Below are 15,164 nucleotides of genomic sequence, written 5' to 3'. Positions count from 1 at the left end.
CCCCGATCGGCCCCATTTGCCCATTCACCCCCCGCTCTCGGCGAGGGCCAGAAGTCGATGTGAGCCATCGCCTTCGGCTCTATTCCAGAAAGGGAAACACCATGCAGAACGCTCCCGACCGCGCCGCGCATATCGAACGCATCGCCGCGCTGAACGACACGTTGCGGGCTAACATTACGAAGCCGACCGGCCTTGATCGCATCGTCATGACGGCGGGGATCGCCGGGGGCATCGGCGACGTGACGACGTGGAGCGGATGGCGCAAGCGGGCCGAGCTGCTCCGGACTGTGCGCGATTTTGACGCCTTCAGCCCTGACAGCCCCGAGCGGGATTTCGGACGGTTCGAGTGGCAGGAAGCCGTCTGCTATTTCAAAATCGACTATTACGACCCCTCTCTTGAGTGGGGATCGGCGAACCCGGCTGACCCGGCAGTCACAGCCCGCGTCCTGACGATCATGTGGGCCTACGAATACTGATAGACCGGCGCGGGCGGCCCCCTCGCCGCCCCGCCTTTCCCAAAGGAAAGGAATCTCCCATGCCGCAGGCATTGACCAGCCCCGAGGGCATTCCGCTCGCGACCGTCCTACGTCTTAACGCCGAACGGACCATCGACCTTGAACGATACGAGGAAGACGGCGCGTTCGACCGCTACGGCTATCTTCGCGACCTCGCCGACAACCACGGCGCGGACCTCGCGCGCGTGATCGAGATCGCGGACCTGCTCGGCCCCGAAGAGGATTTCGACGGCCTTGTGACCACCATCGAGGACGCGGCCGAAGGCTTCGGCTTCGGCGCTTCCATTTTCGACTGACCCAGCACGCGCGGGCCGATCCTGCGCGCCCCGTTCCCGAAGGATCAAGCATGACCAACGAATTGATGAACCGCGTCCAGATCGACGAGATCACCGCAGGCCGGGACGCCGCGATTGCCAAATGGCTTGAGGCTTACGACAGTTTCCACGCTCTCACCGATGCTGCCAATGGGCTTTGCTTCGCCGGGGGCATCAGCCTGCCCATTCCTGCGGATGACCGCTACAGCGATAGCGGCCTGACGCGCGCGTTCCATAGCGCCGCCCCGCACAACACCCGCGACCGGGAAACTGGCGCGGTCAGCAGCGTCAGCGGACGCGACCATTTCCGCGCGAAAATCACCGTCGCCATGGATCGGCGATGCTGGCGGCACCTTCTCGAAACGCTGGGATTCGACCAGCTTCTCGACCGGCAGGCCCGAGAGGAGTTCTACAAGGGGATCAACGACACGCCGCCCGCCTTCACGTCTGAGAATTGCGCCAACACCTTCGGCCATATTTGGGAGAACCGGCGCGGCCTCTATCTGCGCGGCATCGCCAATACCTTTTCGGCGCTGGACCGGCGCTTTCGCTCGCATGATGGCTTCAAGATCGGCAGCCGTCTCATCATTGAACGCGCCTTGAGCGACAGCCGGTCCTACTGGACCGACTATAATCGACGGGACACTCTGCGCGATGTCGAGCGGGTTTTCCGCGAGCTGGACGAGCTGGGGCCGGTTCCTGAAAGCGCCAGCATCGCGCGCCGCATCACCGATACGCGCGAGGCGACCCCCTTCGTCATCGAGGGCGATTATTTCCGGGTCCGCGTCTTCGGGAACGGTAATCTGCACCTGTGGTTCGAGCGCAAAGACCTCTTGCAGCGGGTGAACCTCTTGCTCGCCGAGCATTATGGCGAAGCAATCGGCGATGCCTACGACAACACCGAGGCGGACGATGCCCCGCAATTCCACATGACCCACGCCAAGGATTTCGGCGCGTTCATGTCGAGCGATGCCGTCGCGGCGCAGGTTATCCGCCTCGCCGAGATCGGGCGGGGCATGGGTGTGCTGGAACCCAGCGCCGGGACCGGGATGCTGGCGAAGGCCGCGCGCGAGGCTGGCGGAAATGTCGCCTGCATCGAGATACAGCCGGGCATGGCGCACGAGCTGCGCGTCCTGCACGGCTTCGGCGATGTGCGCGAGGCAGATTTCCTCAGCCTCAAACCGAGGCCGATCTATGACCGCATCGTCATGAACCCGCCTTTTGATCGCGGGCGTGATTGCGATCATGTCCGCCATGCCTTCGCTTTCCTGAAGCCGGGGGGCGTGCTGATCGCTGTCATGAGCGCCCGCGCCGAGTTTCGGGAGGATGCACGGCACCGCGCGCTCCACAAGATCGTCGATCAGTGCAAGCCGTCCTGGGGCTGGAAGAAGTGGCACGACCTTCCCGAAGGATCGTTCGCCCACGCCGGAACCAACATCAACACCGTCATTTTGGCAATCCGCAAGCCGGGGTGACGGTGCGACAGAGCATAGACAGCGGTTCCGGCAAAAAATCGAAGGCCGGCGCTCCCCGAGGAGCGCCGGCCTCATTCGTTGCTGGTTATCGCGTTCAATATCCAGCATGGATACGATCCTCACTGATCGGCTGACCAACTTGCGCTATGCTCCTCTTTTTGATGGGGACCATATGCCATGACTGTCCCACCCATCGTTGCGCGCCGTGTCCTGCCTGCCCCGCAGCGCGAGGCATTGGACCTCATGCTTCGGGCGCTGTTCATTCTGGACTGCGCCGGGGAACTCGGCCCAGGTGCCGCGCTGTCTGGTGCGATCGACGCCCTGATTGATGCCCCCAACGCGGCCGATATGACGCCGCAGGAGCGCGCCGAGTTTGCGGGGCGGCTCGATGCCTATCAAGCTGCCGTGACGATCGCCCAGGGCAAGGCCCTGCCCCTCACATTCCACGGCTAATGGCGCAAGATCCGCGCGGCGGACTCTTGCGGCGCTTATAGTCCCGATCCCTTCTCCGCTCCCCGTCGAATAGATCGGGCGCGCGCTCGGCGCGCGGATCGAAGGGGGCGCCGCCCCCCTCTGTGCAAGGGCTGGACCGTCTCCCGCGCGTGCCGCGCGCTCGCTTGGCGATCGGGGCGGTCTCCCCACCCTTCCGCGCCTGCGGCTTGTGCAGGGCGGGCGATCCCCCTCCCCCCCGATCGGCCCCGGTTTGCACATTCACCCCCCGCTCTCGGCGAGGGCCAGAAGTCGATGGAGCCATCGCCTTCGGCTTCATTGAGAGAAAGGAACAGCACCATGGTTAAGACTTCCAAGCCCACGATCCTGCATCTGACGGTCGATCAGCTTCATCGCAGCGACCTCAATGTCCGCAAGAAGCCATCCAGCGCCGCGAGCGATGCCGAGGTTTCCGCTTCGCTGCTGTCCGTCGGTCTCATTCAGCCGATGGTGGTTATCCCTCGCGAGGCCGGGGGGTATGAGGTGGTGGCCGGGGATCGCCGTCGCCGTCTTCTCACCGCGCTGGCCGAGGCCGATCCGAGCCGGAAGGGCATGACCTTTCCGTGCATGAAGGTCGATGATTTGAGCAAGGTCACGGAAATCAGCATGGCCGAGAACCGCGCGCGCGAGGCGATGTCGCTACCCGATGTCTATAAGGGTTTTGCCGCCATTCGGGCCGAGCGCCCCGAAGCAACCCTAGAGGAGCTGGGGGCGATGTTCGGCTATGATGTGGCCCGAACCGCGCGGATCATGCGGATCGCCAATCTTCACCCGGAAATCATGGACCTCTACAGCGCCGGGGAGATCGGGGACGCCGAGGCGCAGGCATATGCCGCGACCGAGGATCGCTCGCTACAGATCGCGGTCTATCGCCAGTTGGAGCAGCAGGCGACCCGGCCTCACGAGAAGAACGCCAATGCCATTCGCAAGGCGATGAACTCCGGCGACCACGAATTGACGAAGCTCATGCGCTATGTCGGCGTCGATGCCTATCGCGCAGCGGGCGGGGATTTCGAGGCCGACCTGTTTTCGCAGGATGGTGCGGGGATCGTCCAGAATCCCGATGTGCTTCGCGACCTCGCAGAGCAGCGCGTCGAGGAGGACAAGGATCGGTACGAGCATAACATCGTCCGCAATGGCCGGATGCTCGGCGAGAAGTGGGGCCTTGCCGACCTGCAGTTTTCGTGGGCCGCTTCCCCGCCGCAGATCAAGCAATATGGCTATCTCTCGACCGACCATGAACTTCGCATCCGGGAGCAGAAGCGGGGCGCGTTGCCCAAGGCTACCGCGAAAACCTATGCGTCGATGGAGAAGCGCCTTGCCGCGATGATCGGTGAGGATGACGAGCCGCTGCCCGGTCAGGAGGAGGCTTTCGAGAAACTGACGGCCGAGATGGCGGAGCTGGACGCGCAGCGCACCGTCATCCTGCCCAGCAAGGGCGCGGTCGTGGCCGTGGCGTCCATCGAGAATGACGGCACTTTCGACGTCGAGCTTTGGTTCGCGGATCGAGCTGCCAAGGGCGCGGAATTGCCCAAGGGGGCGACCGGGCAGCGTGGACCCAAGCCCGAGCCGACACCGGGAGAGGCCGAGCGGGCGCGCTTCGGGCTGTCCAAGGACAATATGCAGGTGATGATGCTGATCCGGCGCGACATGATCCGGGCCGAGTTGATGCAGTCGGCTTGCGCGGGTTCGTCGCTTGCGCTCGACTTCATGCTGTTCTCGCAAGCCCGCACCATTCTCACCCCGACGCCGGGTTATGGGAATACGGTCTATTTCCATGGCGAGCATCAGGGGATCAACGACCTGACGCATGACGAGGACGGTACGACCAAGATTCACGATCTTGTCGGGAGCCGCCCCGAACGGGCCGCATGGCTGACCACCAAGGAGGGCTTGGCATCGAGCGCGTGGGTTTCGACGCGCGATCCCATCGAAGGCTTCATTCTGTTCCGTCAGTTGCCCGCGAGCGAGAAGAACAAGGTGACGGCCATGATCGCCGGACACATGCTCTTGGCTACCACATCGGTCTATGCCGAGGGCCGCACCCCCCGCATGGTCCGCGAGCTTGCCAATTGCATCGAGGCGGAGCCGGGTTTCGGGCGTTGGCGCGATGCCGTCGAACTGGATGAGGCGTTTTTCTCCACCTTCTCGAACAAGGCCCGTCTGGCCCTTCTCGACACTTGGGGGCTGGCGGATCGAGCCAAGGGCATGAAGGGGAACGAAACCGCCGCCTTCTGCGCCCGCATCGCGAATTGCGACGATCAGGACGCCAAGTTGCTCGGCCTTCATCCCGATGATGTTGCCGAGGCCGTGAACTGGCTTCCCGACTTCATGGAGAGCGGCAACGTGCCCCCTCTGCCCGTCGAGGAGGAGGAACAGGAAGACGACGAGGGCGACGAGTTTGGGGACGATGAGGATCAGGACGACGATCACGAGCAGATCGACGAAGCCGCTTGATCCACGGCGGGGGGCTTAGGCCCCCCGCTTCATTCCCGATGACGGAGGCACCACCATGGCCCGCCATTGCGTTCGCGAACCCCGCTATATCCCACCCGTTCACGTCATAGGCGAGCAGCCCGATCTATTCGGAGGCCCGACCATCAGCCACGCGACCGAGCGCAAGCCGATCAGCAACAAGTGGATGAGCGACATGACGAAATGGGCCGTGTCGCCATGGCTCGGCGACATGGACCCGGAAAGCGCCCTTGAGCCGGAAACCGTTCTCGAGACAGCGCCCGCCCCGCTCCCCGTCTATCTGGTCGCCTGCGTCGCCGCGAAGCTGGACCACGCGGCTGAGGCGCGCGACCTCTACGCCTCCCCTTGGTTCCGCAAGGCCCGCGCCCATGTCGAGCGCACCGGCGCCCCGTGGCTGATCCTTTCGGCCAAGCATGGCCTGATCGCCCCCAGCGCCGTCATCGAGCCGTATGATGTCACCCTTGGCGCGATGGGGGCTGGCGCGCGCCGCCTATGGGGCGCCCGTGTGTTGGACGAGCTGGCCCGCGCTGTGGACGCCCGCGCTCCGCTGATCGTCCTCGCAGGGCGGACTTACCGCGATCCCCTCTGGCCGAGCATCGCCCAGCGGGCGAGCGTGCCGATGGAGGGCATGGGCATCGGCGAGCAACTGGCTTGGCTCACGCGAGAGGCGTGATAGAGTTAGGTCGACCGGGGGGAAGGCGAAAACAACCCCGGTCAATCATGGTGCGGCGGGAGGCTTACCCAAGTCTCCCGCCCCTTTCGTTCCGGCAGCGCCGGGATCGCACGCGGCCAGGGCCGCGCGGAATCGCTCGCGCGCTTCGCCCTTCGGGCCGCGATCCCTTGGGAAGGGGGCCGCCCCGGTGCGGCGCGGCAATCGGCGCCGCGCGTGCCGCGCAGCAGCTCCTGTCCAGACCGGCCTGCGGCCGGTGAAGGCAGGGCGTGGCGACGGTGGTGGGAATATTCCTTCTCTACGACAGTTGGCATTTTACCATGGGTTTCAGCCCCGACCGTCAAGGATCAACGGTCCCCCCAAAATCCTGCGGATTTCGGTTCCCCCGTTGCCCGCTGTCGCGGCCGCTTCGCGGTCCCTGACCGCCGGGGCCGCTACGCGCCCATGGTCCGACACTCCTGTTCGTCAACGATAAGGAGAACAGGATGCAAGTGACATTGTTTAAGGCTCTGAAATCAATCAAGGTAGGTGATGACCAAGCTACGGCGGTCGTCGAGCAGCTAGAGGAGTTTATGGCGCTCAAGATCAAGGAAGCGAACGCCGCGCTGGAAGCGCAGAACAAGGCGCTGGAGAGCAAGATCGACGGCCTGAAAACGCAGCTTACGATCCTCAGCATCATGCTCGGGGTCATCAGCCTAGCGTCTCTGGCGGGTCCGATACTCGCCAAGCTCATCAAATGAGCAGCGGGAGGGCTTCGGCCCTCCCTTTTTTTGCTTCGTTCCGCAAACCCGCCCGCCATGCTGATCGGCATCGAGCCGACACCATGCCGTGAACGCGCGACGGCGCGTCCCTTCGATCGGCACCGCGACCAGGTGCGCGCCGATCAAGGTGCGCTGCCTTATCGTCAGCGCAAAATGATGATAGGTAGTCATCGGAAGGAGCCGTGTCGTGACGATCATCCCTGTTCTGCTGATCCTGGCCGGCATCGTCTTGTGGAAGTTCACGCGGCGAGCTGCCTTCAATCGCCGGAATGAATATGGCGTGGAGGTCTTTAATTCCTACGGCCACATGCAGGGCCGGCGCTTCATTGAGAAGACGCTTCGCTTCGGTGCTGTGATCTTGGTGCTGGTTGGCATCGGCCATGCAATTGCTCCGCACCAAGGGTCGTCGTCGGCCGCGCCTGTCGAAACATCGCATCCCAAGAAGTAGTCGGGCGCGGGCCTTCGGCCACGGCTCTATCGCCGCTTCGCTGCGACCGAACCCGCAAAGCGGTTTCGGCCAGAGGTGACGATCCTCGCGTGAAATCCAATGCCCGAGATCCGCACAGCGGATCTCGACGCCGATAGTGGCGGCTCCCGAGCGGGGCCGCGGGCGTCGGCTTGGTCTCCGCTTCGCTGCGACCAGGCCGCGCCGATCGAGCTGCCGGCCTTCGGCCTGATCCTCCGCAGCGGCGCTTTGACGCCGCCGTCATGAAGGGGGCGCCGCCCCCCTCTGTGCAAGGGCTGGACCGTCTCCGCGCGTGACGCGCTCCGCTTGGCGATCGGGGCGGTCTCCCCACCCTTCCGCGCCTGCGGCTTGTGCAGGGCGGGCGATCCCCCTCCCCCCCGATCGGCCCCATTTGCCCATTCACCCCCCGCTCTCGGCGAGGGCCAGAAGTCGATGTGAGCCATCGCCTTCGGCTCTATTCCAGAAAGGGAAACACCATGAAGCGCAGCACCCCCAGCAACACCCAGCGGGCGGACATCTATCAGGAGGTGACGGACCATATCATTTCCCTGCTGGAAAGCGGTTGCCGTCCTTGGTCCCCGTCGTGGACGAGTGGAGCGGCGACCTTGCCCCGGCGTCACGGGGGCGAAGCCTATCAGGGCATCAATATCCTGTTGCTTTGGTCGCAGGCGATGCGGCGCGGCTACCGCAATCCCACATGGATGACCTTCAAGCAGGCTTTGGAGCTTGGTGGGAACGTCCGCAAGGGCGAGCGCGGCTCGATGGTTGTCTATGCCGGAAGCCTCACCCCGAAGGGCGGCGAGGACAGCCCTGCCGATGGCGAAGGCGAGCGGCGTATCCCCTTCCTGAAACGCTATGTCGTTTTCAACGTCGAGCAGATCGAGGGGCTTCCCGAGGGCAAATATCCCACCCCGGAGCCGGTCATTCAGAACCGGGACGAGCGCGACGCTGACCTTGATCGGGCTTTCGCCGCCTATGGCGTGGCGATCACCGAGCAGGAGGGCGGGGCCTATTATAATGAGCAGGCCGATCGCATCACAATGCCGCTTTACGAGAGTTTCACCAGCGGCAACGCTTTCTATGCGACCCTTGCCCATGAGGGAATCCATGCCAGCGGTCACAAGAGCCGGTTGGACCGCGAGACGCTGCATAAATATGGCGAAAGCATCGCGACGAGGGCGAAGGAGGAACTTGTGGCCGAGATCGGGGCCGCCTTCCTTTGCGCCGCCCTTGGCATGGAGCCGACCGAACGGGAGGACCACGCCGCCTATATCGACCATTGGTTGAGCGCCCTTCGGCACGACAAACGGGCGATCTTTCAGGCCGCGACCGCAGCACAGGCCGCCAGCAATTTCATCCTCGCCGCCATGGACGCGGACGAGGCCCAGCGCGCCGCAGCGTGATCGAGGGGGGCGGCCCAGCGCCGCCCACCTCCTCCCCGTCACCATAGGACAGGCAGATGAGCGCCTTCGACTTCCAGCAATTCCGCGCGGCGCTTGATGCCCTTTTGCCCGTCGAGCGGGCGCAGGCCGTCTTTCCAGCACTCCGGTCCTTGCCCATCGGCGCGCGCGTCGGGCGCTATGTCCGAGAGCCGGGAGCCGACAAGTGGCGCTGCGAATACACATCGACCCGCCATAATCGCGCCGGGGAGGAGCTGACCTCCCACCATCGCACCATGACCTCTGCCTGGTCGATTGCGATGGACGTGGGTTTTCCATCGAAACACCGGGAAGCGGAGATCGAAGAGATCGCGCGCGCGGCTCATGCCGTGATGCTCGCGCAGGGTCTCACCCGGCTCCCCGAGCGCGGCAGCGCCGAGGATGACGCGGCAATGGCGGAACTCTCCACCGATGAAGCGGCCGAGATCGTTGAGATCGAGCGCGAGGCGGTCGCTCCGGCACCGGCCACGAAGGATGATATCTGGCGTCGCCAATATCGGGAGGACATGGCTCGCAAGCGGACGATGGGGGTACAGCCCGACCTATTCGATGGACCGTCGATCACCCACTATCACCGTCTTCCTCGCCGTCCCGCCTTTACGATGCCGCCCCGCGAAACGCTCGCCGCGAAGCTGGAGCGGATCAAGGGCAATCCGCTTGCAACCTTTGGTCCTCCGGGCGATCGCCAGCCACTATCGCCCATGGAGAAGGAGAAGCTTTTGCGTTCGGCCGCGAACTGGCTTCGCGTCGGGCAGCGCGTGCGGGTCAAGGACTCCATGCGGTCGGTCGATGGCAGCATCGAGCGGCGCGTTCTCGGCCGCGAGGGCGTCATTTGGCGCCTGTGCAGCGTGATCTTTGACGATCACACCTATGTCTTCCTCGATCCCGTAAGAGGCGAACGCAGCGAAAAGGTGGTGTTTATCGAAATTCGCGACTTGGAGCCTATCGAATAGGCAGGCCGAATCCGCTCGGCGCCCCCGATTTGGTCGCCTCTTAAGCCGCGAAAATCGGGACCAAATTGGCCGATTTTCTTGCCTTTTTCACCCATTTCCGCTAGACCGTTGTGCCAGCCCGATTGTTGAAAGGATCGAGCCATGAACGCGAACACGCCCTTCCCCGCACCGCGTCCCGCCATCAGCGCGGCCGAGCGGGCGCGCCGCGAAAAGGCGGTCAGCTTCGCCCGTGGCAGCGTCCGCTACGAGGGCGGAATCCTCACCGATGAGATCGAGCGGATCAACGCCCGTTTCATCGCCGGCGAGCTGACCACGGAGGAGTTTGTCAGCGCGGTTGGAGCATCCGACACCGCTCGCCTTGGTTGAACAAAACGAAGCCGCGCGCACTTATGCGCGCATTGTTGAACTCGCCCTGGACCCGGTTCGGGGCGAGTTTGACGTTGACCATCTGCGCGAGGTTCATCGCCGCATCTTTCAGGATTTGCCGCACCACGGCCCCGGCGAGTTTCGGCCCGATGCACCGGGCCACTTCAAGCAGCGCGCGCTAGAAGCGAGCAGCGCCCGCATCGTTGTGCCGTATGCGCTGCGATCCGAGACGGATCAGCATCTAGGCCCGACGCTTGCCGCCCTGCAGGGCGGCAAGGCGCTATCCGGCCTCGACACGCTGGAGATGTCCGAGGCCATGGCGCAGACCTATGCGCGGCTCGATTATCTCCACCCCTTCCGCGAAGGGAATAGCCGCACCCTTCGCAGCTTCACCGAACAGCTCGCTCGCGAGAACGGGCACGAACTGGATTGGGGCACCACCAACGTCAGCGCCAAGTCGCGCGATGACCTTTATGTCGCGCGCGACGTGGCGGTTATGAATCTCCGCTATCCCGACCTCACCGAAGAGAAGGTGTTGAGCTTGGAGACGCCCGAGGAATATCGGGCGGGCGTGTTGATGCTTCAGCAGCTTCACACCTACCGGCATCATGATCCCTTGCAGGAGATCATTCGCAAGTCCTTGGAGCGGGGCCGCGATCAGGAGCCTTACGACCGGCGCATGACGGTGCTGGACGCGGCGCGCGAGATCGGCGCGGTCGCGCCGATCGCCGCGAACCAGGCCGCGCGCAACGCGGAGGAGGCGAGGCTTGCCGTGTTGCGTCAGAAGGCCCCGGCGGCGACCGAGCAGCAGGCCATAGAGCGGCGCGAGTGGATCGCGCGGGAAGGTAATATGGCGGCCCTCTCCGAGCGGCTAGGGCAGATCGAGAGCGGCTACATCACGATACGGCACGATCCCGGCGCCCCGGCTCTCGATCGCCTTGCTGCGCTCGCCGACGGCATCGGCCGCGAGCTGGCCCAACAACGCTCCGCCCCTTCCCCGTCGATCATCCCTATGCGGCCTAACGGCCGAGACGATATCGAGAGATAGCCTCTGAAGGCGGCTACCGGGACCGATCAGCACCGGCTTGTGCAAGCGGCACGAGAGCGCGCGCGTCGCGAGCTGGCGCCCGTTCCTCGCACTCGCTCGCCTGTCCAAGCATGATCCATGCGCGGCCATAGGTCCGGGCCGCCATATAGAACACGCTCCCGGAGCAAGCGACGATGCTGCACCGATCCACACGGCCGATTAGGCTTGCGGTGCCGCCGAATTTCGCGGCCATGGCTTCCAGATCAACACGCTGTTGAATCCCGCAGGCACAGCATTGCGAGCGCGCGAGCGCGTTGGAGCCGATGAGGGCGCCGATGGATCGCGCCCAGCGCGGGAAGAGCGGTTCGATCGCCATTCCCGCATTTCTACATAGGCCCGCTATGGGCGTCCATAATGACGCGAGATCCGCTGCGCGGATCGCGGCGCTGATCGAGATCGGCCCCGTGGCCGGTGCCGCGAGCGCGGGCTTGGTCTTCGCTGCGCTACGCTACGACCAGGCCCGCGCTGGTCGAGCTGTCCGGCCTTCAGCCGCGATGATCGAGCGCCGCTTTGGCGTCGCCGGCAACAAGGGGTCGTCGCTCCCTCTGTGCAGGGGCTGGACCGTCTCGGCCGCGTTCCGCTGCCTCCCTTGGCGATCGGGCGGTATCCCCGGCCTTCCCTCCACGTTGTTCCGCAGGTAGTCTTTTGCCCTCTCCCCTCACTCGCTTCGCGTGGGTAGAAGAGGACAGGCCACCAGGACCGAGACAAAACGACGTCGAACCATCGTAAAGGCGACTAAGATGCCAAACAGAATCCCGCTCGATCCGGCTTTGCGGGCGGGCTTTGACGAGACATCCAACGACCAGCGCAGCAAGGCAGAACTGGATGCGTGGTGGGACCATCCCTTTGGCCGGACCCGCCCTGACGGTCGCATCGACGTGCGTTGCCTCAATGGCGGAGCGCATGACAGAAGCTCCGCCCTTGGCGTCGCCGACTCCTATGACGAAGCATGTGCCTTGGCAGAGGAAAAGCAGGCCAACTGGCGTCACCTCAAGGTTTGTGCGCCAGACAACGATTTGGCGGACATAATGAGAACACTGGCTATGCCACGAGTTTGAGGCGGGCCATGGGATCGTTGAGGGTGCGGAACTCGCCAGGGGAGAGCCGGTTTGCCCTTTGCCACAGATAGTCGCCGGTCAAACTGATATGCACCCAGCCCATCGGCGAGAGATGGGCAAGCAGCGCATCATCGAAGGTGCCGCCGGATGATTGGAGATGCTGGGCGGCCCTGTCCATATAGACGGTGTTCCAGTAAGAAATCGCCGCGATCAGCAGATTGAGGCCCGATGCCCGATATTCCTGATTCTCGATCGAGCGATCGGTGAACCGCCCCTGTCGGTTGGTGTAGATCGCGGCGGCAAGGGTATGACGTGCTTCGCCTTTATTGAGGCCGGCCTGGCAGGCGCGACGCAAGTCGGGCTGTTCAAGCCAGTCGAGCGCAAATAGCGTCCGCTCGATGCGGCCGAGTTCGGCCAGCGCAAAATCCAGCCTGTTCTGGCGCTTGTAGGCGGCCAGCTTGCGCAGGATCGCGGAGGGCGCAACGGCTCCTTCCTTAATGGAGGCGACGATCCTGACGATGTCATCCCAATCGGCTTCGATCGCCGCCGTCTTGATCGTGCGGCCCATGAGGCTTTCGATGCCTTTGTAGGTCGAAGGCGCGGCGATCGAGCCGAGTTTCCGGTCGGCGATGTCGCGCAGACGGGGCACGAACCGGAAGCCGAGAAGATGGCAAAGGGCAAAGACATGGTCCGTCGCGCCGCCGGTATCAGTGTAATGCTCATGCAGCGGTAGCGCGCCGGCGCCGAGCATCAGGCCATCCAGCACGTAGGGGGCCTCGCCGGCGGTGGCCGACATGATCCGCGATCCGAACGAGGCAAAATGATCGGACAGGTGGGAGTAGATCTTCAGGCCCGGCTCGCTGCCATATTTCGCATTGATGTCGGCCGCCGCCGATCGGTTGCGGCCCGAGCGGAAGAACTGCCCATCGGAGGATGAACTAGTGCCGGCTCCCCAATGGCGCGTGAAAGGAAGATCATGGTGCGCGGCAACGATCATCCCCAACGCGGCCTGATAGTTTTCGGGCGACAAATACCAGTTGTGGGTCCAGGCAAGCTGGGCGTAGCTCACCCCGTCGCTGGCGTTGGCCATGCGCTCTAGACCCAGATTCGATCCATCAGCGAGAATGGCGGCGAGGATCGCGTGCGGGTTGTCATGCTCCTTGCCGGACCGAAGATCGCGAAATGCGCTCAGGAACCCGGTGCGCTCGGCCACCTCGACCAGGAGTTCGGTGATCCGCACGCGCGGAAGCAAGGCGTCGAGCCTGCGATCGAGAGCCTCCGCCTCGGGTGGAGTGATCGCCGGCATGGGTTGCAGCTTGAGCCGGTCGCGTTCGAGCGCCACGCCCGCGAGCCTGTTCGCCTTGAGTTGCTTGGCGAAACGGCGCAGCCGCCAGTCGAGCGTCCTTGCCCGCTCCTCCAGATAGGCGGCCGCATCGGTCTGGAATGGCAGGCTGTCGGCCACCTTATCGGCATCGCGTCGACTCAGCAAATAGGTGTCGAAGCGGCGATAATTGCGGGTTCCTTCGACCCATATGTCGCCGGCGCGCAACCGATCGCGCAGCGTGGCCATGATGGCCGTCTCGTATCGCCGGCGATCGACCTGGCCACCTTCGGTGATGAGGCGCTTCCACTGCCGGTTGGCGAATGGGAGCGGAACGCCCTCGGGCAGGCTGCGGGCCTTGCGGGCATTGGTATCGCGGATGACCTCGATGGCCTTGACCAGTTGCGATCCGCTCCCCGATGCCTTGAACGTGAATGTATCGAGGAAAGCCGGGCTGAACCGCCGCAGCGTCGCATAGCGACCAGTCGCCGCGACAAGCGCATCTTCGCCCGCCAGCTCGGCCAGCGCATCGACCTGCGATTTGGCTGCGACCAGTCTGTGCCAGCCTACCGCTTCGTCGATCAGTTCGAGCGGATTACCGCCATGTTCGACCGCCTCTCCCAGCGCGGCGATCGTCGCGCCGAACAGCCGCATAAGTTCGCCGACCGAGCGGATGCTGTCCTGATAGCGCCTTTCCCGCCCGCGCCGCGCCCGTGTGAACAGGCTTCCGACAAGCCTGTCGAACATCTGGATCGCACCATCGGCGAGCCTGGCATCGAGGTCGATGACCGCCGCGATCAGCGTCGCGCGGCGCCTGTTAAGGCTATAATCGGAGAGCAGGAACGCCGGCGCAACGCCACCTTCGCGCATGAACTGCGCGAACCGGAAGTCGGGGATTTTCGCGCCGATCGCCGGGTCGATGCCGATTCCGCGCACATAGCGTAGCCGTTCCAGCAGCCCGTTGATGTTCGCCGTGGTGGGCGCTTCCTCGAAATTGCGCAGCCAGGCCAGCGGCGTCATGCCGAAGTCGCTGTTGTTGACGATCAGATCATCGATCCGCGCCAGTTCGGCATGACCCAGGCTTTCGACAATGAGCGCCGCCGCGGCTTTGCGGGCGCGTGCCCTGCCGGCGAGGCCCGCACGTTCGAGCGTGTCTGCCGATGGAAGAATGAAGCGTTCCTGCTTCAGCCCCTCCATCAATGCGCGGACAATAGGTTCGCCCCGATCGGTCCGCTCCGCAGCTCTTGCGGCGAGATCGAGCGCGAGCGGTATATCCCCTCGCCGAAAAGGGTGTAGCCCCAGATGCCGTGCCGCAATGTCGGCATGATCGTTACGTGTTTGCGCGCGCTGGCCATAGTCGGCGAACGCATCAACATCGACGAAGAGCTGGGCGGCGAGATAGTGAAGGACCGCATCGGGGACGTCGACGTCGGGCTGCAAACCGAAGCCGGGATGCCGCATAAGCGCGATCTGCGTTGCCAGACCGAGGCGGTTGGCAGGGCGATAGCGGCGACCGACCAGTTCGAGATCCTCGGCGGCAAGGGTATAGTGGCCGACGATCGCGGTTTCGTCATGGGGGATATCGAACAGGCGACGCCTTTCTTCTCCGGTCAATAATCGCCGCCGCGCCATCCTGCCTCCATCCCGAGTCGAGAGCGACAGGCTAGCGTCAATCTGGAGTATAGCCTAACCGGACGTCAGGATGCAGCGGCGGTTTCTGTCAGGATAGGGTTATGGCAAGCATTTATTGACGCATGTTCCGCCGTGTCATAGAA

The 15,164-nt window shown here is 64.1% G+C and carries 15 protein-coding genes; 13 read left to right on the top strand and 2 right to left on the bottom strand.

The window, feature by feature from the left end; genetic code table 11:
* Positions 1 to 101: 101 nt before the first annotated feature.
* The 12 genes from ACIQCS_RS23005 (at position 102) to ACIQCS_RS22950 (ending at position 10,971) form a co-directional block, all read left to right on the top strand.
* Positions 102 to 476 (top strand): DUF3768 domain-containing protein, encoded by a 375-nt coding sequence (locus tag ACIQCS_RS23005; protein WP_017980875.1) that lies wholly within the window; start codon positions 102 to 104, stop codon positions 474 to 476.
* Between the two features lie 59 nt (positions 477 to 535).
* A complete protein-coding gene (locus ACIQCS_RS23000) occupies positions 536 to 811 on the top strand; it encodes a hypothetical protein (RefSeq protein ID WP_017980876.1) in 276 nt (91 codons plus the stop codon).
* A gap of 50 nt (positions 812 to 861) precedes the next feature.
* On the top strand, positions 862 to 2,304 hold the full coding sequence (locus tag ACIQCS_RS22995) for a DUF4942 domain-containing protein (RefSeq protein ID WP_017980877.1): 1,443 nt from the start codon (positions 862 to 864) through the stop codon (positions 2,302 to 2,304).
* 177 nt (positions 2,305 to 2,481) lie between these two features.
* A complete protein-coding gene (locus tag ACIQCS_RS22990) occupies positions 2,482 to 2,757 on the top strand; it encodes a hypothetical protein (RefSeq protein ID WP_017980878.1) in 276 nt (91 codons plus the stop codon).
* A 336-nt stretch (positions 2,758 to 3,093) separates the two neighbouring features.
* Positions 3,094 to 5,250: a ParB/RepB/Spo0J family partition protein gene (locus ACIQCS_RS22985; RefSeq protein ID WP_017980879.1), complete on the top strand. Its 2,157-nt coding sequence runs from the start codon at positions 3,094 to 3,096 to the stop codon at positions 5,248 to 5,250.
* A gap of 55 nt (positions 5,251 to 5,305) precedes the next feature.
* Complete coding sequence (locus ACIQCS_RS22980) at positions 5,306 to 5,941, top strand: DUF6884 domain-containing protein (RefSeq protein ID WP_017980880.1); 636 nt, start codon at positions 5,306 to 5,308, stop codon at positions 5,939 to 5,941.
* Between the two features lie 482 nt (positions 5,942 to 6,423).
* Positions 6,424 to 6,678 carry a hypothetical protein gene (locus ACIQCS_RS22975; protein WP_017980881.1) on the top strand — a complete coding sequence of 85 codons (255 nt, stop codon included), beginning with the start codon at positions 6,424 to 6,426 and terminating at the stop codon, positions 6,676 to 6,678.
* Between the two features lie 208 nt (positions 6,679 to 6,886).
* Entirely contained in the window at positions 6,887 to 7,147 is a 261-nt protein-coding gene (locus tag ACIQCS_RS22970) for a hypothetical protein (RefSeq protein ID WP_017980882.1), read from the top strand.
* A 494-nt stretch (positions 7,148 to 7,641) separates the two neighbouring features.
* Positions 7,642 to 8,568, top strand: coding sequence for an ArdC family protein (locus tag ACIQCS_RS22965; protein ID WP_017980884.1), 927 nt, complete (start codon positions 7,642 to 7,644; stop codon positions 8,566 to 8,568).
* A gap of 56 nt (positions 8,569 to 8,624) precedes the next feature.
* Positions 8,625 to 9,557: a hypothetical protein gene (locus ACIQCS_RS22960; RefSeq protein WP_017980885.1), complete on the top strand. Its 933-nt coding sequence runs from the start codon at positions 8,625 to 8,627 to the stop codon at positions 9,555 to 9,557.
* 141 nt (positions 9,558 to 9,698) lie between these two features.
* On the top strand, positions 9,699 to 9,923 hold the full coding sequence (locus ACIQCS_RS22955) for an antitoxin VbhA family protein (RefSeq protein ID WP_017980886.1): 225 nt from the start codon (positions 9,699 to 9,701) through the stop codon (positions 9,921 to 9,923).
* Positions 9,892 to 10,971: a Fic family protein gene (locus ACIQCS_RS22950; RefSeq protein WP_020486684.1), complete on the top strand. Its 1,080-nt coding sequence runs from the start codon at positions 9,892 to 9,894 to the stop codon at positions 10,969 to 10,971. The genes ACIQCS_RS22955 and ACIQCS_RS22950 overlap by 32 nt, the downstream gene beginning before the upstream one ends.
* A gap of 13 nt (positions 10,972 to 10,984) precedes the next feature.
* On the opposite strand, the gene ACIQCS_RS22945 is transcribed toward ACIQCS_RS22950, so the two are convergent.
* Positions 10,985 to 11,326 carry a hypothetical protein gene (locus ACIQCS_RS22945; RefSeq protein ID WP_017980888.1) on the bottom strand — a complete coding sequence of 114 codons (342 nt, stop codon included), beginning with the start codon at positions 11,324 to 11,326 and terminating at the stop codon, positions 10,985 to 10,987.
* 424 nt (positions 11,327 to 11,750) lie between these two features.
* Between ACIQCS_RS22945 and ACIQCS_RS22940 the strand changes: the two genes are divergently transcribed.
* Entirely contained in the window at positions 11,751 to 12,068 is a 318-nt protein-coding gene (locus ACIQCS_RS22940; protein ID WP_401531880.1) for a hypothetical protein, read from the top strand.
* Here the strand turns inward: ACIQCS_RS22940 and ACIQCS_RS22935 are convergent.
* Entirely contained in the window at positions 12,052 to 15,021 is a 2,970-nt protein-coding gene (locus ACIQCS_RS22935) for a Tn3 family transposase (RefSeq protein WP_008603805.1), read from the bottom strand. The two genes, ACIQCS_RS22940 and ACIQCS_RS22935, sit on opposite strands and share 17 nt — an antisense overlap.
* Positions 15,022 to 15,164: the final 143 nt, after the last annotated feature.

The sequence above is a fragment of the Sphingomonas sp. NPDC092440 genome (genome assembly GCF_044754985.1).
Lineage (GTDB): Bacteria > Pseudomonadota > Alphaproteobacteria > Sphingomonadales > Sphingomonadaceae > Sphingomonas.
This window is presented reverse-complemented; position numbering and strand designations above follow the sequence as displayed.